13 protein-coding genes are annotated in these 23,323 nt (G+C 37.4%); 5 read left to right on the forward strand and 8 right to left on the reverse strand.

All coding sequences use genetic code 11. The features are described from left to right. The first annotated feature begins 71 nt into the window (after nucleotides 1-71). Nucleotides 72-2,435, forward strand: a complete 2,364-nt coding sequence (locus BUE84_RS09410) for a patatin-like phospholipase family protein (RefSeq protein ID WP_079241411.1) — start codon at nucleotides 72-74, stop codon at nucleotides 2,433-2,435. 98 nt (nucleotides 2,436-2,533) lie between these two features. Here the strand turns inward: BUE84_RS09410 and BUE84_RS09415 are convergent, their stop codons facing one another. From BUE84_RS09415 to BUE84_RS09450, 8 genes are all read right to left on the reverse strand, one after another. Then, nucleotides 2,534-3,673: a cytochrome c peroxidase gene (locus tag BUE84_RS09415; protein WP_079243900.1), complete on the reverse strand. Its 1,140-nt coding sequence runs from the start codon at nucleotides 3,671-3,673 to the stop codon at nucleotides 2,534-2,536. 7 nt (nucleotides 3,674-3,680) lie between these two features. Continuing rightward, on the reverse strand, nucleotides 3,681-5,195 hold the full coding sequence (locus tag BUE84_RS09420; protein WP_079241412.1) for a DUF6850 family outer membrane beta-barrel protein: 1,515 nt from the start codon (nucleotides 5,193-5,195) through the stop codon (nucleotides 3,681-3,683). Nucleotide 5,196: 1 nt separating this feature from the next. Further along, entirely contained in the window at nucleotides 5,197-6,417 is a 1,221-nt protein-coding gene (locus BUE84_RS09425; protein ID WP_079241413.1) for a DUF4876 domain-containing protein, read from the reverse strand. A gap of 21 nt (nucleotides 6,418-6,438) precedes the next feature. Further along, nucleotides 6,439-9,234, reverse strand: coding sequence for a TonB-dependent receptor (locus tag BUE84_RS09430; protein WP_079241414.1), 2,796 nt, complete (start codon nucleotides 9,232-9,234; stop codon nucleotides 6,439-6,441). A 302-nt stretch (nucleotides 9,235-9,536) separates the two neighbouring features. Next, on the reverse strand, nucleotides 9,537-11,495 hold the full coding sequence (locus tag BUE84_RS09435; protein WP_079241415.1) for a T9SS type A sorting domain-containing protein: 1,959 nt from the start codon (nucleotides 11,493-11,495) through the stop codon (nucleotides 9,537-9,539). Between the two features lie 159 nt (nucleotides 11,496-11,654). After that, nucleotides 11,655-12,833 (reverse strand): acyl-CoA dehydrogenase family protein, encoded by a 1,179-nt coding sequence (locus tag BUE84_RS09440; RefSeq protein WP_079241416.1) that lies wholly within the window; start codon nucleotides 12,831-12,833, stop codon nucleotides 11,655-11,657. A gap of 128 nt (nucleotides 12,834-12,961) precedes the next feature. Next, entirely contained in the window at nucleotides 12,962-13,750 is a 789-nt protein-coding gene (locus BUE84_RS09445; RefSeq protein WP_051934549.1) for an NUDIX hydrolase, read from the reverse strand. Between the two features lie 16 nt (nucleotides 13,751-13,766). After that, nucleotides 13,767-14,951 carry an MFS transporter gene (locus BUE84_RS09450; RefSeq protein WP_079241417.1) on the reverse strand — a complete coding sequence of 395 codons (1,185 nt, stop codon included), beginning with the start codon at nucleotides 14,949-14,951 and terminating at the stop codon, nucleotides 13,767-13,769. Nucleotides 14,952-15,127: 176 nt separating this feature from the next. Here BUE84_RS09450 and BUE84_RS09455 point away from each other — a divergent pair, with 176 nt between their 5' ends. Genes BUE84_RS09455 through bglX form a run of 4 tightly spaced genes read left to right on the forward strand, consistent with a single transcriptional unit; the run spans nucleotide 15,128 to nucleotide 23,245 of the window. Further along, a complete protein-coding gene (locus BUE84_RS09455) occupies nucleotides 15,128-18,046 on the forward strand; it encodes a SusC/RagA family TonB-linked outer membrane protein (RefSeq protein WP_079241418.1) in 2,919 nt (972 codons plus the stop codon). A 9-nt stretch (nucleotides 18,047-18,055) separates the two neighbouring features. Then, nucleotides 18,056-19,585: a RagB/SusD family nutrient uptake outer membrane protein gene (locus BUE84_RS09460; protein ID WP_079241419.1), complete on the forward strand. Its 1,530-nt coding sequence runs from the start codon at nucleotides 18,056-18,058 to the stop codon at nucleotides 19,583-19,585. A 3-nt stretch (nucleotides 19,586-19,588) separates the two neighbouring features. Next, nucleotides 19,589-21,013 (forward strand): glycoside hydrolase family 30 protein, encoded by a 1,425-nt coding sequence (locus BUE84_RS09465; protein ID WP_079241420.1) that lies wholly within the window; start codon nucleotides 19,589-19,591, stop codon nucleotides 21,011-21,013. A 9-nt stretch (nucleotides 21,014-21,022) separates the two neighbouring features. Continuing rightward, nucleotides 21,023-23,245, forward strand: a complete 2,223-nt coding sequence (gene bglX, locus BUE84_RS09470) for a beta-glucosidase BglX (protein ID WP_079241421.1) — start codon at nucleotides 21,023-21,025, stop codon at nucleotides 23,243-23,245. Nucleotides 23,246-23,323 lie beyond the last annotated feature (78 nt).

Genomic DNA, 23,323 nt, shown 5'->3' on the forward strand with positions numbered 1-23,323 from the left:
TAACTTTTTGTGTATCTTTACTACTTATTAAAAACTTTTAAAGTTTAAATCAGATACATTAAGCAGCACCAATGAAAAAGATCCTGATATTTTTAGCTATTGCTTTTTCTCTTATTATCAAATCTCAGCAAAAGAATGATTCTCTGAATATTGCTCTTCAGAATGTAACTAAAGACACAAAATTTGGGCTTGCTCTTAGTGGTGGAGGTGCAAAGGGGTTTGCCCATATCGGAATTCTCAAGATGATTGATTCATTGGGAATTAAAGTAGATTATATCACAGGAACCAGTATGGGAGGTATTCTGGGAGGTTTATATGCAATGGGATATAACGCAGATCAGCTGAAACATACAATCTATAAAATGGATTGGAACAGGATTCTGAGCAATAAAATTCCTTATAATAAAGTAAATATCAGTGAAAAGGATGAATACGACAAATATATTCTTGAATTTCCGGTAGTCAAAGGATTTCCGACTCTTCCGAGTTCTTATATTGAAGGACAGTACATGGGAGAGGTTCTTAATACGCTTACTTTCAATGCAAAACATATCAACGATTTCAGCAAACTGAGGATTCCCGTGCAGCTTACTTCTTCCGATATTGAAAACGGAGGTCTGGTAATGCAGAAAGAAGGATCACTACCGTTGGCTATTCGTTCTACACTGGCCATTCCTGCCGCTTTTGCTCCTGTTTATATTGATGGGAAACTTTTGGTGGATGGCGGTTTGGATCGTAATTATCCAGCCAATGAGGTGCGTGAGATGGGTGCTGATTTTGTTATTGGTGGATACACGGGTTTCAGGCTTTTTACGAAAAAGGAGATTGAAAACCCGATGAAGATGATTTATCAGACTCATGCTATCCGTTCGGTGGAGGATTTTAAGCATCAAAAAGAACTCTCTAATATTCTCGTAGATTTTGTAGATCCATTGGGAGAAATTACAACGAAGGATTTTGCCAGATTCAGAAAGATTATCAAAATAGGAGAGGTTGAAGCCAGAAAGCACCTGCCTGAGTTTGTAGCTCTTGCAGAGGCGCAGCGAAAAGCCGGAATTACGTATGAACATATGATGATTGAAGAGGTGAAACTGCCCACCACAAAATTTACTTTTAATGAAGAAGACGGAACGCCTATTACTGATGCGGCAGAAATTGAAGTACTGAAAAAGCAGATGGGGCTTACGGAAGGGAAGTATTACGATGCAAAAACCGTTAATGAAGCTATAGACCGTGTGTTTGGAATGCGCCAGTACGTTAAAGTGTATTATACCTACACGAATGTAAACGATGGTCTTGTGATGAATGTATTTGTGAAAAGAGCGAAAAAAGGAGCGTTTAAACTCGCGCTGCACTATGATACTGAACAGTCCGTAGGGATTATTGTCAATTATACGTACAGAAATATTCTTCTCAACCGATCAAGATTTCTGGCAACAGTGGATATTTCTGAACGTTTCAAAGCTAAACTTGCTTACCAGCAGTTCTTAGACAGTGGAGAGCGTCTGTGGCTGGATCTGGAAGCCAAAATGGTTCACCTGAAAAGTAATGACCTGAACTTCAGGCTGTATGATATCAGTGAAGATGGCGGGGACCGTTTTCCTAACCATATGTACCGTAATATAACCGGAAAGATTGCGCTGAATTATAACATCAATCCCAATGCTTATCTATCTCTGGGAACGGAATTTAGTACGGAAAGAATGTATAGTTTACTGGATAAGGTCGATCAATCAAAAGTAGATAATTACAGCAAGAAGCTTTATAACCACAGTAATTTCAATACTTTCCTGAAATTTGAACAGAACAATCTTAATAAAAGATATTTTACTACAAAAGGAAATCATCTTCAGGTGAGTACAAGATTTTATTACGGAGATCAGTATGAGCTTTATGATCTGAACACCGTGCAGCCTCTCTTGTACCTGATCCTTAATCCAAAAGAATCTTACTATTCCGAGCCTAAAAACCTTGTTTCATTCACATTAAATGAGAACTTTTTTTACCCGATCACAAGAAGGCTGACGGTAAAGGCTAACGTGTTTTTGGGTGCGAGTTTTGGATCAAAGAAAGAAGATCAGGTTCCCTATCTGTTTTTGAATCAAAAGTATAATCTGGGAGGGAGCGAATACAATTACGATCTGCTAAGCCCTGAATTCAACGGTCTTCGCCAAAAAGAACTTCCGATGACTTCGGTAGCTAAGGCTGCCATTTCATTTCAGTACAGAATTATGAAAAAACTTTATCTTACCCCTTCGTTCAGCTATGGAAAGGTAAGTGAAGAACTTTCTCCTTTTAATGACAGTTTTGATATGTTTGGTTATGGACTAAACCTTGGCTACGAATCTCTTATCGGTCCTATCAGTATGAATATTTCCAGAAACAGCCAGCTTGACTTTTCAAGGATCTATTTCAGTATTGGCTTCAAATTCTAAACAAAAATTTTATCAATTTAGAAGATAGTAAAAATCCTTTTATCTAAATAAGTACTTTAGATAAAAGGATTTACTGTTTATAGAATCAATTATTTAATCTATTTTCTTGGGATTTCCGGTCTTGGCATTTTGTAATAGCTTCCGGACATACTTTTTAAAAATGCAACAATGGCATCTATCTCCTGCTCATTCAGATGTAGAGGCTTTATCAGATGATCTGTGACCGGAAAATTAGGATCAGCTTTTTTTTCTTCCGGAGTAGGGTTAATCATCTGCATTCCGCTGTTGTATAAACTGACAACACCATGCATGTCATCCATCAGTCCGTTATGCATCCATGGAGCAGTGTAATCAAGATCTCTCAGCGAAGGGGTTTTAAATTTACCGGTATCATCAGAATTTTTGGTGATATGATAGAGACCCAGATCCTCATATTCCCGTTTGTAATAAGTAAGCCCTATGTTGTGAAAAGATTCGTCTGTAAGATTTTTTCCGTAGTGACAGTTCATGCACCTTGCTTTGGTACGGAAGAGATGCATCCCGTAGATTTCCTTATCACTCATGGCTTTATAATCACCTTTAATGAAATTATCAAGTTTGCTGGGCTGACTTCTGATTGTCCTTTGGAAAGTAGAAAGAGCTTTGGCGATTTTATCAAATGTAATCTTATCAGTTTGATAGACATCTTTAAAAAGCTTCTTGTATTCTTTAAATTTTGAAAGTTTTCCGGCCAGCTTTTCCGGCTTCATATTCATTTCGTTATGAGCAGAAATAGGTCCTACAAGTTGTTCTTCCAATGTCTTGGCTCTTCCGTCCCAGAAATAGGATTGGCGATCCGCAATATTGAAAAGCGATTGTGTATTTCTTTTTCCCTGCAAATGATCGGTTCCCAATGCCACTTCCTGACCGTCTGCCCAGCCCAGTTCAGGGTTGTGACAGCTGCTGCAGGATACCTGGCTGGATTGTGACAGTTTGGGATCAAAAAACAGCTTTTTTCCAAGTATTACTTCGGGTAATTCCTGTGTATCATAATAATTGGAATCCCATTCTATGGCTTCAAATTCTTTCCATTTCACCTCTGCATCCACTGTAGGTTTGGGCCAGTATTGTACAGGTCTTTTATATTGTTCTATAGTTTCTCCATAGTCTACTTTGTATTGTTGAAGAGTATGCTGCATAGAGAATAGAGCAATTCCTCCAAGAACAACGAATAATTTAATATCTGAAAATTTTATCATCATGTGTTTAAAATATACTTCCTATACTGACTGCCAATAAAGTATTGCTGCCATTGTTAAAATTACTGTAGATCATCTTAGCTCCTACAAAAGCATTTTTCACGACAGGGAAGTTGAAATGAAAATGAATATCAAGTTTTGCCTGCCAGAAATCCGAAGACTGAAAGACATAATTTTCCTGAAGCATTGTATTGATGGAAGGTTTTCCGGAATTGTTGAAAAGCGCATCTTTTTGATAGACATTGGTAGCTGAAAGTCCTGTTACAACAGACAAGGTCTGCAGATTTTCGAAAGTTTTCAACCATTGATAATCCGCTCCATACATAAGTTTACTTAATTCTATTCTTGATAGAGGACTGCTGTACTTTTCTTTTTCCTGAACCCATCCAAAGAAGGGAAGCAGAGATGATTTTGCCTTTTCATTGCCCACCTGTATAAGCCCTTTGAAAATAATAGTATTGATCTTATGGTTGTATTTTTCCACACTTCCGATCTGTATATAATTTCTTGAGTTCTCGTTCATAAAGAGGTTTTCTGTTCCTTTTCTTTCTGTACTGCTTCCTTCTGCAGAAATTCCCCAGACTGTTTTTTCTGAATCAAAGAATTTTCCAGCCGAAAAGGTAAACTGCTGTTCATCAATTTTTGAGGCATTCAGATCTGCATATTCTGTCAATAATTTATCAAGATTAAACTTTTTAAGACCTATATTCAGATACCAGTTTCTGTTGTCTGCTTCAAAGATCTGTAAACCTCCTCCGTAAGACCAACCTTCGTAATAGGCCTGACGAAGTTTTCCGGAAAGCAGCTCGTTGTAATTTCCCAATCCACTCATATTATAAATCATAGGGTATCCCTGATTGCTTACAAAGCTCAGATAGTGTTTTTGAGTATATTTTTCAGCATGTACATAAGCTCCAACTCTGAACTTCTCCAGAATCAGTTTATCAGCTCCCATTGCCAAAGAAAAATGAGCCGCTGTATTTTTCGGTCGTGGATCTATATCTCTGTAACTCAATGTTGCCTGGTAACTTCCTGTAATTCCTAAAGTGTAAGTGTCTATTTTTCTGGAATATCCTCCTGAAAAGCTATAGTTTTCAAATTTCATATCACCACCCACACTGTCCGCTGCTACATAAGGATAGATGAGATCATAATCTGAATTTTCATTCCATACCATGTGCTTATTTTTCCCTTGTGTGTAAGAAGCATTTCCCCAAACTGAAGTTTTATCATCGAGCTTCTGTAAACTGTACACTTCCGCGCCCCATAAGTTTATTCCTTTTCCTTTTTGTTGCAGCTGGTTAGGAGTGTTGCTTTTTTCTGTCAATACATTAAAAATAGTGCTGCTATACTTCCTTGCCCCGGAATAACTGGCCGGATTAATGGTAATACTGTTTTTAATAAGCCTTTCAAAGCTATATTCTTCACGCACTTTCTCTGTGATAGTGTCATTGATCTGGGCATGCATTCTTATCCCTGAAAAGGAGCTGAACAGGATAGATATGGAAAGAAAATATTTCATTTTAATTGAATAAAGATGGCTTTACACCATGTTCAAAGTCTGTTGTGGAGTTATTGGTATCTTTAAGGATATTTTTACCATCTATTGTTTTTCCTGTCACTTTTCTGCGGACAGCTTTTCCGAAACGATTTTTATCTCCGTCAAAAGTAGTTACAGAAGTCCATCCCATATCTAGAGAAGGTGAAGTTACCAGCCATTGGAATGAATCCTGTACACTTAAATTAACGGCATCTGTGATCCACTCATTAGGAATTTTAACAGCAGTTCCGTCCATGGGATATACATCACCGTTAATGGTAAGGTTATATGTGTAAGTATAAGAGTTTTGAGCAACCAGAGTTTCATTAGTCATTCCCTGTGGCATACGTGCCAAAGCATAGGCATAATATCCTTGGGTATGAATTACCATTTTTTCAAAAACATTCACCATTTTCGGAACGGTAGGATTGTCAATGTCATCTGAGTCTTCCTTGAAAATCTGGAAGTTGGCATTGGATAGATTAATAGAAGAAGGGTTGAAATCTTTATGATTAATAGCGTCTTCTGCAATAATAATGGATTCTCCGGCTTTTACGGGATAGATGGTTCCATTTCCCGGAATTCTGATGATGGCACCTGCAGATAGAGTAGTTGCCATGATATTGGGGCTGTAATCCTGTTTTTCATTGGTCATAAAACTGGATTGAATTAGTAGCATACCATCTGCATACAAAGTCTTGTCCGTATTATTGGTAATTTTAAAATACTGATCACCGAAATACATCGCTCCCTGTGGTGTTTTTGTTCCGGTAAAGAAGACTTCTTCTAAGATCAGATCACTGCTGTTACCTGATTTCAAAGAGAGATCCAGCGTTTTGCTGGTTTCATTACCATTGATAACGATTCCGTTTTGTACGCCGGCAACTTTAGCTTCTACCGATCCGGAGTTATCACCATATATAATGCTTCCTTCCGCAGTAATGTTGTACGTTCCTGAAGGAAGGACAACTTGCAAAACGTTGGTGTTTTTAAGTTCCTGAGTAATAGTAAATCCTGAATTTAACTCTTTGAAACTGATCGAAAGGTTTTTATATTCTTTAACCTGAATATTGTCAGGAACTACTTTAAGTTCCAGCTTTAATGAGGTTTTTGCTTCCGGAGCTTCATTGGAATCTGAAGAACAGGCTGTAATGGCAAAAGCTGCGCACAATACGAACAGTGTTCTTAATACATGTTTTAACATAATTTATTGAATTGAAATTGTTTATAAGTTGAAATTGATTTCCATTCCGAAATAAGGATCATAAGCTCCTTTTCTGTTGATGGTAAATCCGTTGATGTTGTAGGGAGTATAATAATTGAATAATCGGTTTGCAAACATAGAGACCACAACTGCTTTATTTCTGAAGCTTTTGGTTACTTTCATATTGAGATTCATTTCCATAGGCCTTCTTGTGGTATTGTATAAATCCTCATTCTGAGCAATGATCAGGCTTTCCAGAATAGTTCCTTTTACAGAATCAGGGTTATAGGGAAGTACAGAGCCATTCTGGTCCACATAATGACTTGGAATTCCGCTCATAGGAAGAATTTGCCTCGTAGAATACCAGGAAAACTGGAATGATGAAGAAAAAACAAGATCCAGACGGGGAAAATAAGTATCCAGCATCAGATTAGTATTCAGCACTTCATTCACCGAACTGGGTTCCATTCCTTCATACAATCCAAGGTAAGGATAAGGTCTTCCGTTGATCAGTAAATCTCTTCCTCTGTATACCGGCAGACTATTGCCATATTTTGTTCGGAACCATGCTCCGTTTAAAGTAAATCTTGTATTGATCCCAGGAATTCTGTTGGAAGAATATTGAAATTCAATCCCTTCTTTGTCCACTTTGCTGCCATTTCGCTGAGTCGTATAGAGAAAGTTTTCATTCACTGTCTGGTAGGGAAGTGTATTCACATCCGGCGGGGAAGTGATGGCATCATGATTCAGTCCTGAAGTATCATATTTTTTATATTGATACAGAGCATATTCATTCATAGAACGGAATGCATTACGCATATTTTCTTTGAAAACCGTCACAGACAGCTGATGTGCTCCCAGACTGAAATCAACTCTTGCTTCAAATTTTTCATTCATAGCAGGTTCTATATCTGGATTCTGTGGATTGTAAATCAGTGTTTTATAATTGATTCTTCTGTAGTTTGGGTTATTATGAAAATAATTCAGCTGCTGGATATCTTTATAAATGAGTTCCGGATACAGAAGATTGAGATCCGGGAATAGACTTTGCTTACCATATCCTAATGTTAATGCTAAAGTTGTCTTTTTGTGCATCAACTCAAAAGAGGGAAGTTCCCATTGAAAATTGGCTCTGGGATCTGCATACCAATTTCCGTTCATTTTGAAAGAAGAAGGTAAATTCATCATGGTATTTCCTCTTAATCCTAAAGCCAGTGTAAGTTTGTGCTTACCCACATTCAATGAGTTGATAGACTCCAGGAACAATGCAGAAGTCATGTAAGCAGGAATATCACGATACGCACGCGGTCTGAAGGTAGCCTTAGGGTCTATAGGTCTGTAGATGTCAAATAATTGTCCTTTGCCCCAGTTTTTACTCATTTGCCAGTCGAATCCGGCGTTGAACTCATGCGTCGTCGATTGAGAATTAAGCTGAAAATTATTAATCATTTTGACAAAAAGATCAAGAGGCTTTCCGTCTACTGTATAATTTGAAATATAGCGTGGTTCAGGGTAGTAACCATCGTATTCTCCTTCGATTCTGGATAGAGGAAAGGCCGTGGCATTTTCAAGCTGGATAAATTTAGTCTGCTTTATTTTCTCAAACCTCTGATTGATCGTTGTCTGAATTTCAGTGGAACGGTAGAACGATGGTTCGTTTTTAGTATAATTGAAGATATTGGAAAGGCTCAGGAAATGATTATTCACTTCATAAGAATTCAGTTCAGACAAATCGATATCCGGATCAGATTTTGAACCATCCAGAGAACCTGTATAACTGAGATTACTTTGCCATTTTGCCGTTCCATGATCATATTTTTTTTCTTTAACAATACCAAGATGGGCGGTGATTCTTTTATAGCTTTCCAAACGGTCTCTTGGGTCGGTCTTTGCATTCAGATAATCCAGTCCTGCATTGATTTTCAGATCTTTTTCTTTATTTTCAAAACCTTTGCTCACTGCAAATAGTTTGCTGTAACCATCTGCCTTAAATCTTGCCTTCCATCTTGTATAGCCGGATTTGTTGGTAATTTTTACAATTCCTGAGGTAAGATTTCCATAGATTACAGAAGGAATTCCACGAAGAACCTCCACACTTTCAATTTGGTCTGTAGAAATGGTTCGCATGTCTACACCGCTGTTTACAGTAAGTCTTCGCTTCAGTCCGTTATTGGTTTTGTCTAAAAAATCATAGGAATACTGAAGATTAGCATTAGAATTTAAAGGAGCACCATCCACCAAAAATGTTGTTCCCATAGAAGAGGTGTTGTAATCAGTACCTGGTCTTCCGGTTTCACGGAGACTGATTTTGTTTGCCTGATTAAGAACCGGATCATTGGATCTTCCGCCGGGAAGAAGCTCCAGAAGCTCGGAAAAACTTGACGGCTGCAAATGTTGCATAGCCCGTTGAGTAATGATGGAAGAAGAGGTAAGCCCTTTTCCTTCTTTGGCTGTAATCACGACTTCTTCGATGGTGTTGAGTTTCTCCTGGACGGGTAAGATAAATGTTTCTGTTTTTGATACAGATATTTTACCGGAATATCCAAGAATTCCATTTTTCCAGGCTTCTGTTTTATATTTTCCAGGAATTAATGAAATTACTGCTATTCCTTTTTCATTTGTAGAAACTGAATAGAAATTTTCTCCGTTGTAGATCTTGATTTCAGAGCCATTTATCAAATTTGAATCAAGACTTTTTATTTCAAACGTGATGGTGAATTGTAGGTTTTGCGCCTTGACGGCTGTCATTGTAATGATAAAAATAAGAAAACTGAGAAATCGAAGCCTCAAAGGAAAGCGGGAGTCATGATGTACCATCTGGCATTATTCTTTCGGCAAAAGTAGCGTCCTCAATGCAAGTTTACTAATTTTATTTAGAATAATTCAAAATAAATGACAAGAATCATTTGTTGTATTTTGATGTAATTTTTGTTAAAAGTTTAAAATGAATGCTGTAAAATGATAAATTATAATGGATTACGTAATTTTATGAATTTCAAAATAAAATTTATCTCCAATTATTTTTAGTGGAGTTATTTGGGCTGTTTATTCATAAAAAAGCACTTCATTGCTGAAGTGCCAAAAATTAACTTGAAATGAGATATGAAGAGTGATTGATTTTACAGTTTTATTTTTTTGTTGATGGTTTTTCCGTTAGAAAGTATGATTTGTACAAGATATACTCCAGATTCTAAGCTTCTGGATTCAAAAATTGGTTTATTAACTTCCTGCTGAACGATCAAAGCACCGGAAATACTATAAATAATAATGTTTTTAATATCATTACCGGATTTAGCTACAATTTGTTGTCTCTGGGTGTAAATATCAGTACTGTTCTCTGATGATATTGTTCCTCCAACCGCTTTACTGAACTGAAGATTGTAGTAAAGAGTAACAACTTCAAACGTATAGTTTCTATTTTCCAGATCCTGAATGTTGATTCCTCCGGCTTCACGATACTGTTTTTGGGAAATACTTTTGATCAATGTTTTATTTTCATCAAAAATATTCACAGCAATAATCTCCTCCTGATCTACTTTTAATTGCAAAACAGATGCATTCACAGATTGTACAATTTCATTTTCGGTAACTTCCTTAGGCGTGTTTTTGATATACGGAATTATTTTATTTTCATTGTTTTCTGATACTTTCAATAAATAAACCCCATCATTTAAATTTGATAAATTTTGGTTACTGGCTGCTCTGCTCTGGGTTTTTTCTTTATTGAAATCTGTAATTTCTATCAGCTGCATATTACCCAGATCCGGTTTGATCTGTGAAGACAGAAGGGAAGGGTTTTCAGATGTTTTCTCTGCAGACTGCTTACCGAAGATTGATCCTGCAATGGCCCATTCATTAAGAAGCCCGCCGCTTCTCAGCGTATTGAATTTAGCATTGGATGCTAAGGTAAAGGGAAGAATTCCTCCCACATGTCCCAGCGGTCCCCAGTAAAAAGAATCCAGTTTATACTTATTCAGATCCCACCATGGATAATAGCCACGCTGAACATCAATAGTTTTAGAAGTATTTTCTGGCGGAATAGCTAAATCTACGGTAGAATGTCCCAATGTCATTGGTGTTTTATTGTACCAGTCATACACATCCTTAGGTTTCATGCATAGTCTTAGCTTGTTATTGGGATTGTTGGTGACATCATTTACGAAGTTGGTGGTAAAGAGCTTTCTCCATATAACAGGACCCCACAGAAGTCCGCCATTATCCTGAACAACATGATAGTTGTATTTATCGAGGTATTCTGCAGATATAACTTCTGAAATGTCATTATTATAAGTTTTATAACCTGTATTGTTGCAGGTATGAAGAACATTTGCCAGGAATGAGGTGAAAGGGTAAATATCTTTTTCAAGGACTCCTTTATTTAACGTTACTCCGGAAAAGTCATAAGGCCCGTCTCCCATGTAGGCATATTTGAATTTTATATTATTGGGATTTGAAATGCTTAATCTTTTCAATGTAGACATCGCAGCATGGGCGCCCTGAGAATATCCAGCTAAGAAATATTCGTCATAACGCTTAATATTCAGTTGGGACAATACTTTATTTGCTGCGGTTATAAAATCTATGGTAGCACCGGCTTCTGTAGCATAATCTACATATGGGTGAGTTCCGTCTCCAGTTCCCATCCCTACGTAGTCGGGTGCCATCAAAATATATCCGTTGAGTACATAAGATAGTTCCACAACAAATCCTGCTGTTAAAGCCCCTTTGAAATTAGACGGAACATTATTTCTGCTGTCTGTAGTTCCGTGATCGGATACTACTGTTGAGAGTTTGAAGGGTACGTTAGGGTACATCAATAATCCTGTAGCTTTTACAAGAACATTGTTTTCATTTTTGGTGTAATAGGTGATTTTGTAACCTTTCAGTCCAAGATTGAAGCTGTTCAGGTAGTTGGCAAATTCCGGAGCATTCTGATCACCAAGATTACCGGCGATAAAATTGATGACTCCTTGTGGTGTTAAATCCAGTTTTTGCTCGGAACTTACAACATCACCCGCCTGCTGTGCAAAGTAAAATGAAGTTGTAAGACTTAATAAAAAAGTTGTAATTTTTCTCATATTGTTTGTTTTTGTGTGGTATTAAAGTAATAATTTTAATAAAATCACAAAAACTTTAGAGTATTAATAATTATTCATTGAATATCAATTCTCTGCAAAGTGAGTAAAATCAAAGAGTCTGACCATTGGCCAGACTCTCTATTTATATTTTTATCTTTTTTAGAAAGCGTTGATTCCTGTAATATCCAATCCGGTAATGAGCAAGTGAACATCATGCGTTCCTTCATAAGTAATTACAGATTCAAGGTTTGCAGCGTGTCTCATCATCGGGAATTCACCCATGATTCCCATACCTCCAAGGATCTGTCTGGATTCTCTGGCAATTTCAATAGCCATATGTACGTTGTTGCGTTTAGCCATAGAGATCTGAGCAGGAGTTGCTTTGTGGGCATTTTTAAGATTTCCTAGCTGAAGACATAATAATTGAGCTTTTGTAATTTCTGTCAGGAATTCAGCCAGTTTTTTCTGCTGAAGCTGGTAAGAACCAATTGGTTTTCCAAACTGTTTTCTTTCTTTAGAGTATTGAACAGCAGTACAGTGGCAGTCAATAGCAGCACCAATTACTCCCCATGAAATTCCATATCTTGCAGAGTTCAGACAAGATAAAGGTCCTTTTAATCCTGTTACTCCAGGAAGAAGATTTTCTTTCGGAACTTTTACATCATTAAATACCAGTTCTCCGGTTTTGGAAGCTCTTAAGCTCCATTTATTGTGAGTTTCAGGAGTGGTGAAACCTTCCATTCCTCTTTCAACGATTAATCCCTGTACTTTTCCTTCCTCATTTTTTGCCCATACTACAGCGATGTGGCATAAAGGAGAGTTAGTGATCCACATTTTAGCCCCATTTAAAAGATAATGATCACCCATATCTTTAAAATAAGTTTCCATTGAACCCGGGTCAGAACCATGGTTAGGCTCAGTCAATCCAAAAGATCCAATCATTTCTCCGGCAGCAAGCTTTGGAAGATATTTCTTTTTCTGTTCTTCAGAACCGAATTCGTTAATGGGGAACATCACCAATGAACTTTGTACCGAAGCTGCAGAACGTACTGCAGAATCTCCTCTTTCCAACTCCTGCATAATCAGACCATAAGAAATCTGGTCTAATCCTGAACCGCCATACTCAACAGGGATATAAGGTCCCAGTGCTCCGATTTTCCCCAATTCTCTCATAAGATTAGGAATATCTGTATGATTTTGAGCGGCCTGATCTATCTGCGGCATTACAAAACTTTCCACCCAGTCTCTTACAGATTGGCGGATTAGTTTATGTTCTTCAGTAAGTAAAGCATCAATTCCATAATAATCAGGGATGCTAGTAAGAGGATAATATGACATGATTTTTTGATTTGGTTAAAAGTAACATTTTTCGTGGTGTCTAGAAAATTTTTTTGAAAACTTGTTTTACTATTGATTTTCAGAGGTGTACTGCTACTTTGTTTATGATTTTAATTAAATTTATATTTTTATGACTCCTCATCATTAGAGATAGGATACTGATTGGTAGAATTATGAACTTCAGTTTTAAATTTATACAGATATGGGGCTTTATTGGCTGAGCCGTCATACAGTTTTTCCATTCTGTCCAGAATATTTAAACTTAAAATTTTTCGCTGAAAATTATTTCTTCTGAATTTCTGTCCTAAAATAGTTTCATAAAGAGCCTGAAGATCTTTCATTGTAAATTTTTCCGGAAGAAGGTTACTTGCTGCAACCTCTGTATTGATATTCATTCTCAGATATTCAAGACCTGTCTCTATAATTCTGTCATGGTCGAATGCCATTTTAGGAAGATTGTTTACTTCAAACCATTCACAGCTTTCATTGAAAGCATCAGGGAAAGTGTCAGTTAGTGAAAAATCGATAAGGCTGCAGTATCCTACTGTAACGAACCGTTGGAAAATCCAGTGATCTTCAGGAACTGTTATTCCTTTATTTTTAAGGAGAATCTGATGTACATTGTTCTCTGTACGGTCTATTCTTCCGAAGGTATGAAATTGTTTCAAAAATAATCCTTTAAGATGTGTTCTTTCAAACAACACTCTTTCAGCAGCTTCTCTAAGATCTTCGTCATTGAAAACAAAACCTCCCGGAAGTGACCATAGATCCAGATCATGATATTTTAAAAGCAAAACTTTCAGAATGTTATTATGAAAGCCGAATATGGTGCAGTCAACAGAAATATGCGCTACGAAATCTTTCGTGTCAATGAGTTCCTGTAGCGTTTCTTTACTTTTTGTGTCTTTGATTTTCATGGCAGTAAAAATAAAACTATTTTCTATTTGTGACAGTAAAATATATAAAACTAATCACAAAAAGCAGAATTACAGAAGATAAGATGTATAATGGATAATAATTTAACAATTGCTTTTCAAACAGAACAGCCATAATAATAGAGCTTACAGAGCTACCCAGGGAAGAAAATATAACAATAAGAGAGGTGAAAAGATTAATCTTATCTTTATCCACCTGCGCAATCATTCTTGAGTTGATCACAGGGTAGAGGGGTGAAAGAAACAAGCCAATAACCGGAAATAAAAAAAGTAAGAATCTGGAATCTTCGGAATCAAAATACTGTATGCCCAGTATAATGATCAGTAAGGTGATAATCAAAGTCATACAAGTAATATAATATCTGGGTAATGAAAATCTTTTGATGATATTGGCTGTAACCGTTCTCCCGGCATAAGAAAAAATGGATAAAAAAGAAGTGGCCTGAAGTGCGAAAAAGGAATTGACCTTCAGGTGGTTTTTATAAAAAGAAGGAAGCCATGAATTGAATCCCTGTTCTACGAAGACAATAAAAAAGACCACTCCTAAAAACAAAGCTACTGCTGGTGTAGTAAACCCTGATAGTTCTGAGAGAATACTCTTGCTTTCCATAGGCTTGGACTCTACTATTTCTATCTTCGAAAGCAGAAAAATGGTAAATACTGATAATAAAGCAATCAGCAAGAAACCAAACTTCCAGAATTCCGAATACTGGCTGGAGATTACCCATCCAAAACCGGTATTCACTACGAAAATTCCAATCATAAAAGAGGCTTCTACATTATTCATCGTCTTTGCCAGAGATTTTTCATCCGAAATATTATTCCTTATAATCCCAAAAACACAGATTTTACCAATAGCGAAACAGGCTCCTATAATCGCAAACCACAATTTATAAAACCAGAAAACCTTTACAAAAGGGAGAAGGCAGGAACAGAATCCAACAATAGCCAGGGCCAGGATCAATGCTTTTTTAGGACCGGTTTTGTTGATAAAGCTCACTGCAAAAAGTGAAATAAAAGCAATGGGCAGATCTTTAAAAGATTCTAAAAGCCCCAGTTCTCCATAGGTGATTTTCTCTTCTGACAACTGCAGAATCACCAATCCCATACAGTTCAAAACCATTGAAAAAATAAGAAAGGTAAGTTTTAGTGGAAGGGAAATTTTGGATGGCTTGACGATCATTTTGGGAGATAACTTTATTAATTTTTTATGATATTTTATGAAATATTGATGCGAAGATAGGGCTTCTAACCCTGAAAAATAAAAGAAAAATTAAAATATTTATGAATAGAATGTTAATTAATTAAAAAAAAATATATTTTTATTGTCTCAATTTGAGAATTAAACAATAACTGTATATGAATGTAAGAATATCAAGAAGCGTAGGAGTGGTTGCCGTCCTCTATTTTACGGCCAACTTCAGTGCCCAGACCAACAAGGCGAAGGACACACTTGCGAAAGAAAACAAAATAGACGAAGTGGTAGTCATCGGTTACGGTACTCAGAAAAAGAGTAATGTAACAGGAGCTATCTCCAGTGTAAGGGCGAAGGATATTGAGGATATTCCTTCAGGAAAGCCTGAACAAGTCCTTCAGGGGAGGGCGGCTGGTGTTTCTGTGGTCACCAATTCCGGACAGCCTGGGTCTGCAGCCACAGTGAGGGTTCGTGGTGTTACGAGTTTTGGTGCAGGAAGTAATGATCCTTTGTGGGTTGTAGATGGTATTGTTGTGGATAATATTGCATGGCTCAACCAGTCTGATATAGAAAATATGGAAATTCTGAAAGATGGTGCCTCTGCAGCAATCTACGGGGTTTCTGCAGCGAAAGGTGTTATTCTTGTAACGACCAAGAAAGGGAAAAAGGGAAAGATGAATTTAACCTATAATGGTTTTTATGGGGTGGGATCGGCGTCAAAAAAATTAGATCTTTTGAATGCCAGCCAATATGGAACTATTATTAATGAAGCTTTAACTAATGCTGGGAAGGCCCCTCGTTTTACTAATCCCCAATCTTTTGGAACTGGTACAGACTGGCAGGATGTTGTTTTTAACACTGCTGAAAGAAAGTCTCATGAATTCAGTCTGAGTGGAGGAAATGACAGATCTACTTTTTATTCTTCTTTCGGATATTATGAACAGGACGGAATTGTCCTGAAAGATATCTCAAATTACAAAAGAATGAATGTAAGGCTGAATTCTACCCATAAAGTTTTTGATTTCCTTACCATTGGACAAACATTCTCCTATACTCATCAAAAAACGAAAGGAGTTAATGCAAATGACGAATTCGGAGGTCCTTTAAGTTCAGCGATCAATTTAGATCCTATCACACAGGTAGTGGTTACAGATCCTGCCTTATTGAATACAAGCCCATATAATAATGCAGGTATTTCTCCTTATCTGATTAGAGATGCTTTCGGAAATCCGTATGGTGTATCAACTATTGTAGAGAATGAGATGACAAACCCACTGGCATTCAGACAAACTCAGCTTGGAAGATACAACTGGTCTGATGATTTTGTGGCGAATATATTTGCAGAGTTAAAGTTTTTACAACATTTTACTTTCAAAACTACCCTTAACGGAAAGCTATCTTATTGGGGAAAAGAGCAGTTTACCCCTAAATTTTATCTTAATACCAATTCAAGAAACACAGTATTTAACAGCTTCTTAAGGGAAAGCAATAGAAAACTGGAATGGAATACAGAAAATACATTGACGTATCAGAATAAATGGGGAAATCATAATTTGAGTGTATTAATCGGACAGGGAGCTTACTTTTATAATATAGGTTCTGGAAATAATACCACCTATATCAATCTGCCGGTTAATAACTGGGAGGACGCGTCCTTTAATTTTGATGTTCCTCAGGAAAATCGTTCAACATCGGCTTATGATGGTGTTGAAACCCATAAGGCCTCTTATTTTGCCAGAGTGATTTATGATTATGAAGATAAATATCTGTTTACAGGTACAATCCGTAGAGATGGTTCTTCTAAATTTGCAAAAAACAGACACTGGGGGAACTTTCCTGCCTTCTCTTTGGGATGGAATGTCTCCAACGAAAATTTCTGGCCGGAGAATAAGATCGTTAATACTTTGAAGTTCAGAGGTGGATATGGTGTTTTAGGTAATGATGCTATTGAAAACTTCAGGTTTGCCAACTTCCTTAAATCAGGAAGCAACTATACCTATGGTGATAATAATATCATTATCGGATATGCTCCAACTACTCTTGAAAATCCGGATCTTCGCTGGGAAGAAACTTCTCAGTTGAATATTGCTGCCGATTTAAAATTCTTAAATGATTTTACTTTAACCGTGGATTGGTTTAAGAAGAAAACAACGGATATCCTTCGCCAGGTGGATATTCCAGGATATGTAGGTGCTCCGGACAGACCTTGGAGAAATGTGGGGGATATGAACAATACTGGAGTTGAAGTTAATCTGGGATATAAAAAGACCTGGTCTGATTTCGGAATTTCAGTAAATGGTAACTTCTCCTATTTAAAGAATGAAGTAACAAGACTTGAAGATGACAAGATCTACGAAAACTTTGCCTCTTTCCAGTCTATGGGACCCGTAACAAGATTCCAGGTGGGTTCTCCCTATGGAGCTTTTTATGGATATCAGAATCTGGGTATTTTCCAGACACAGGCAGAAATTGATGCCTATAGAAATGCCAGTGGAGGCCTGATACAACCTAATGCTAAGCCTGGTGACTTTAAAAGACTTGATGTAAATGGTGATGGCAGAATCAATCAGGATGATTATGAATATCTGGGAAGTTCTGTCCCTAAGTTTACCTATGGTTTGACATTAAACCTTAATTATAAGAACGTAGATCTGATGGTATTTTTACAAGGCCAGGGAGGAAATAAAATTTTCCAGGGTCTCAGAAGACTTGATCTGTTCTACAGTAATTATCAAACTACAATTCTTGATCGATGGACAGGACCAGGCACTTCAAATACAGTGGCAAGATTGGATGCTGATGATAAAAATGAAAATTATACCAAAATGTCTGACTATTATCTTCAAAAAGGAGATTTTATGAGAATCAAACTGGTTCAGCTGGGATATACCCTGCCAGTAGATATTTCCAAACGCTTTGGTGCCAGTAAAGTAAGGTTTTATGTAACAGGAGAAAATCTTTTCACTTTTACAAAATATACAGGATATGATCCTGAAATTGCAGTTAATGATTCCTATGGTATAGATAGGGCATATTATCCACAGGCCAGAACATTCATATTTGGTGCTAACATTCAATTTTAAAAAACAAACATGAAAAATAGATTCTATAAAGCAATAGTACTGATTGCACTTACATCAGGTATTGGATTCAGTTCCGTATCTTGTGGTGATGAGTTCATTGAAGATGTACAGAATAAAGGAGCTTTTGACTCCAATAACTACTTCCAGAATGAAGAGCAGTCTTTTAGTGCGCTGGTATCAGTATATGACCTGCTAAGAAAATATTCTGGCGGGTTTGAAAATACGGTCACTTTCTTTAATGCTGCTTCCGATGATTTCTATTCCGGGGGTGGAAGTCCTACAGACGGTACCGGAATACAAAGTTTCTCTAATTATTCTATTGATCAGATCACGGTTCCTAAAACCTATTGGAATGATTTCTATCAGGGAATTGCCAGAGCAAATCTCCTTATTCAGAGAATTCCGGGTGCTAAAATGAATGATCAGGTACGCAACAGATTTATTGCTGAAGCTAAAACGCTGAGGGCTCTTTACTATTTTGAGCTGCTGAAAATGTTTGGAAATATTCCTCTTATCTTACAGCCTATTACAGCAACTGATGATTATTATAATATCCCTCAGACGGAGCCTCAGAAAGTGTATGAGCAGATTGAATCAGATATTGTAGCATCCATTAATGATCTTCCACTATCTATTGCACCTACTAATAAAGCTGAGGTGGGAAGGATCAGCCAGGGGACAGCCAGAGCTATTTTAGGAAAAATTTATCTGTATAACAATAAGAAAGATCTTGCTGCAGCTCAATTTGCAGAAGTGAACGGAACGCCGGGACAAGTCAGCCAGTACGGATATAAATTAATTGCCAATTACAATGACCTGTGGAGAGTGGACAATAAGTTCACCACAGAATCTATTCTGGAAGTAATGCACACCAATAAAGGAAATTCGGATTGGGGCTTCTGGGGCCAAGGGAAGGATGAAGGAAACTCTATCTGTATAATGATAGGACCGAGAGGATATGATAGGTTAAAGACTACAGCACCTGATATTGTTTCAGGATGGGCATTTAATACAGCAACAGAAGATCTTTATAATTTCTTGAAAGACGATCCTAGAGTCAATGCCACTATTCTGAATGCAAAACAACTGACTGCAAGCGGAGAGATCAAATATTCACCTGCTCATAATGATACGGGTTATTTTTTGAATAAATATCTTCCGAGAAGAGATGAGGTATCTAATCTTCCCGGAGCTCCGGAGCTTAACTACAACAGGAATTATATCGTAATAAGGCTGGCAGACACTTACTTAATGGAAGCAGAAGCATTGAACGGCTCAGGTGCGAGAGCCCAGGCTTTACTGGATGCAGTAAGAGCCAGAGTTGGACTGCCTTCTATACCGGTAACCCTGCAAGCTGTTAAAGATGAACGTAGACGTGAACTAGCTGGTGAAGGGCACCGATGGTTTGATCTCGTAAGATGGAAAGAAGCTCCTTCCAAATTAGCATCAAGAGGATTTAAACCCAATAAGAATGAGCTTTTACCGATTCCTTATAATGAACTTCTTAATACGAAGATCAAACAAAATCCTGGTTACTAAAATATGAAGTTTCACAACTTATATAGTTTCTTTAGAGGTGCCGCACTACTTAGTGGTGCGGCCCTTTTTCCTTTATCATGTACCTCAGTGGTTTCTAATAAAGGAAACGAAGTGCAATACTGGCTTACAAAAGGTGATGAAAGTGTAAAATTACAGCAGCAGACTCCCGTTAAATTTGTAAATAATACCAACAGCTTTCAGAATATTGAAATTGATGATACTCAAAAGTTTCAATATGTTGACGGCTTTGGATATACATTAACAGGAGGAAGTGTTGAGGTAATCAACCGGTTGTCACCTTCCAAAAGAAAAGCATTGCTTAACGAACTTTTTGGAAATGATAAAAATTCAATCTCCATCAGCTATTTAAGATTAAGTATAGGAGCTTCCGATCTTGATGGTGAAGTGTTTTCATATGATGATCTTCCTGAAGGGCAGACTGATCCTTCGCTTTCAAAATTCAGTCTTGCAAAAGACAAAGCTTTGATTGGAATGCTGAAAGAGATTCTGGCGATCAATCCTTCTATTAAAATCATTGCTGCTCCATGGTCTGCTCCGGTTTGGATGAAGGACAATGGAAAATCGAAAGGAGGAAGTCTGAAACCGGAATTCTATAAAACATATGCTGAATATTTTGTAAAATATATTCAGGGAATGAAAAAAGAAGGGATCACCATTGATGCCATAACTCCTCAGAATGAACCTTTACATCCGGGAAATAATCCAAGTTTGTATATGCCGTCTGAGCAACAGAGAGATTTTATTAAGAACCATCTTGGTCCGGTTTTTAAAGCCAACGGAATTACTACTAAAATTGTTGTGTATGACCACAATTGCAACAAACCTGAGTATGCGATTGATATTTTAAAAGATTCTGATGCCAATCGGTACATAGACGGGTCTGCATTTCATCTGTACGAAGGAGATATTTCAGCTTTAAGTACAGTACGTGATGCTTTCCCTGATAAAAACTTATATTTTACCGAGCAGTGGACAGGTTCAAAAGGAACTTTTACCGAAGATCTGAACTGGCATTCGAAAAATGTAATCATAGGCTCTATGAGAAACTGGAGCAAAACAGCTCTTGAATGGAATCTTGCCAATGATCCGAAATTTGCCCCTCATACAGATGGCGGATGTACAGAATGTAAAGGAGCTATAACCGTTTCCGACAGCGAGAATTTCACCAGAAATGTGTCCTATTATATTATTGCACACGCTTCAAAATTTATTCCTGCAGGTTCTCAGCGCATCGCTTCCACACAGACGGATCAACTTTCAACGACTGCTTTTAAGACTCAATTTGGGAAAATAGTTTTAATTGTACAGAACGATAATCAGGCAAATGAGAATTTTAATATTAAATTTGCCGGCAAAACCGCTGCAGTAACAATTTCAGGACGTTCTACAGCAACCTATATTTTTTAATTTGATACTATGAAAAGAGTTTATTTCTTACTGGCATTTTCTGCATTTGGATTGAAGGCTTACGGACAAAAGACCATTGATCAGAAAGTAGCAGAGCTATTGTCTAAAATGACTTTGGAAGAAAAGGTAGGGCAGATGGTTCAGTACAGTGGTTTTGAATATGCCACAGGACCTCAGCAATCCAATTCTGCTGCTGTTTTAGAAGAAATTAAAAAAGGGAAAGTAGGTTCCATGCTGAATGTAGCAGGTTCTGAAGAAACCAGAGCTTTTCAGAAACTGGCTATGCAGTCAAGGCTGAAAATCCCTTTATTGTTTGGGCAGGACGTTATCCACGGCTATCGTACCACATTCCCTGTCAATCTTGGACAGGCAGCAAGTTGGGATCTGGCCATGATTGAAAAATCAGAAAGAATTGCAGCAACAGAAGCTGCCGCTTACGGTATTCACTGGACGTTTGCCCCGATGGTAGACATTGCCAGAGATCCTAGATGGGGAAGAGTAATGGAAGGTTCAGGAGAAGATACTTATCTTGGAACAAAAATAGGACTGGCAAGAATTAAAGGATTTCAAGGGAGAGGTTTAGGAAGTCTTGATGCTGTAATGGCCTGTGCAAAACACTTTGCAGCCTACGGAGCTGCTGTAGGCGGAAGAGATTACAATTCTGTAGATATGAGTCTCAGACAATTGAATGAAACTTATCTTCCACCATTCAAAGCTGCAGCAGAAGCAGGAGTGGCCACTTTCATGAATTCTTTCAATGATATTAACGGAATTCCCGCAACAGCCAATCAATATATCCAGAGAAACCTTTTAAAAGGAAAATGGAATTATAAAGGTTTTGTAGTATCAGACTGGGGAAGCATCGGAGAAATGGTGCCTCATGGTTATGCTAAAGATGGTGCCGAAGCCGCTGAAAAAGCAATACTGGGAGGAAGCGATATGGATATGGAAAGCCGTGTGTATATGGCAGAACTTCCCAAATTGGTTAAAGAAGGAAAAGTAAATCCTAAACTGGTAGATGATGCAACGGGAAGAATTTTAACCAAGAAATTCGAAATGGGTCTTTTTGATGATCCTTACAGGTTCAGTAATGAGAAAAGACAGAAAGAGCAGACCGATAATCAGGAAAACAGAAAATTCGGAAGAGAATTCGGTTCAAAAAGTATTGTTCTTCTTAAAAACCAGGGAAATATTCTCCCACTTTCAAAAACTACAAAAACAGTGGCTCTGATCGGCCCTTTCGGTAAAGAAACAGTAGCTAATCATGGTTTTTGGTCTGTTGCGTTCAAAGATGATAATCAAAGAATCGTTTCACAATTTGACGGAATTAAAAACCAGCTGGATAAGAACTCTACTTTATTATATGCAAAAGGCTGCAATGTAGATGATCAGGACAAAAGTCAGTTTGCAGAAGCTATAGAAACTGCAAAAAAAGCTGATGTTGTCATCATGACGCTGGGAGAAGGTCATGCGATGAGCGGAGAAGCAAAAAGCAGAAGTACTATAGGATTTACAGGTGTTCAGGAAGATTTGTTAAAAGAAATTGCCAAAACAGGTAAACCCATCATTCTGATGATCAATGCCGGACGACCTCTGATTTTCAACTGGGCATCAGACAATATTCCTGCCATTATGTACACATGGTGGCTGGGAACAGAAGCGGGCAATTCTATTGCAGATGTAGTATTTGGTTCTGTAAATCCCGGGGGAAAACTTCCAATGAGCTTTCCAAGAACAGAAGGTCAGATTCCTTTGTACTATAATCATTATAATACAGGAAGACCTGCAAAGAATAATACAGACAGAAACTATGTTTCAGCGTATATAGATCTTAATAATGATCCAAAATATCCGTTTGGATATGGTTTAAGTTATACAGATTTCAAATATTCTGATATGGTTTTAAATTCCACAAACCTTACAGGAAATCAGACCTTGAATATCAGCGTTACTGTTTCCAATGCAGGGAAATATGACGGGGAAGAAGTGGTACAGCTTTATATCAGAGATCTGTTTGGAAAAGTAGTAAGACCCGTAAAAGAACTGAAAGGCTTCCAGAAAGTATTCATCAAAAAAGGAGAAAGCAAAAAAGTTGATTTTAAATTGACACCGGAAGATCTGAAATTCTTTGACGATAATCTGAATTTTGACTGGGAAAGCGGAGAGTTTGACATTATGATCGGAACTGATTCTCAAAATGTTCAGACCAAAAGAATCACCTGGACAAAATAAATTGAGTTCAATTTAATTCAATAGGGGTGGGCTTTAGCCCACTTATGAAATATAAAAAGAACGGCTTTAGCCAAAACT

Source organism: Chryseobacterium indologenes, assembly GCF_002025665.1.
Classification (GTDB): Bacteria; Bacteroidota; Bacteroidia; order Flavobacteriales; family Weeksellaceae; genus Chryseobacterium; species Chryseobacterium metallicongregator.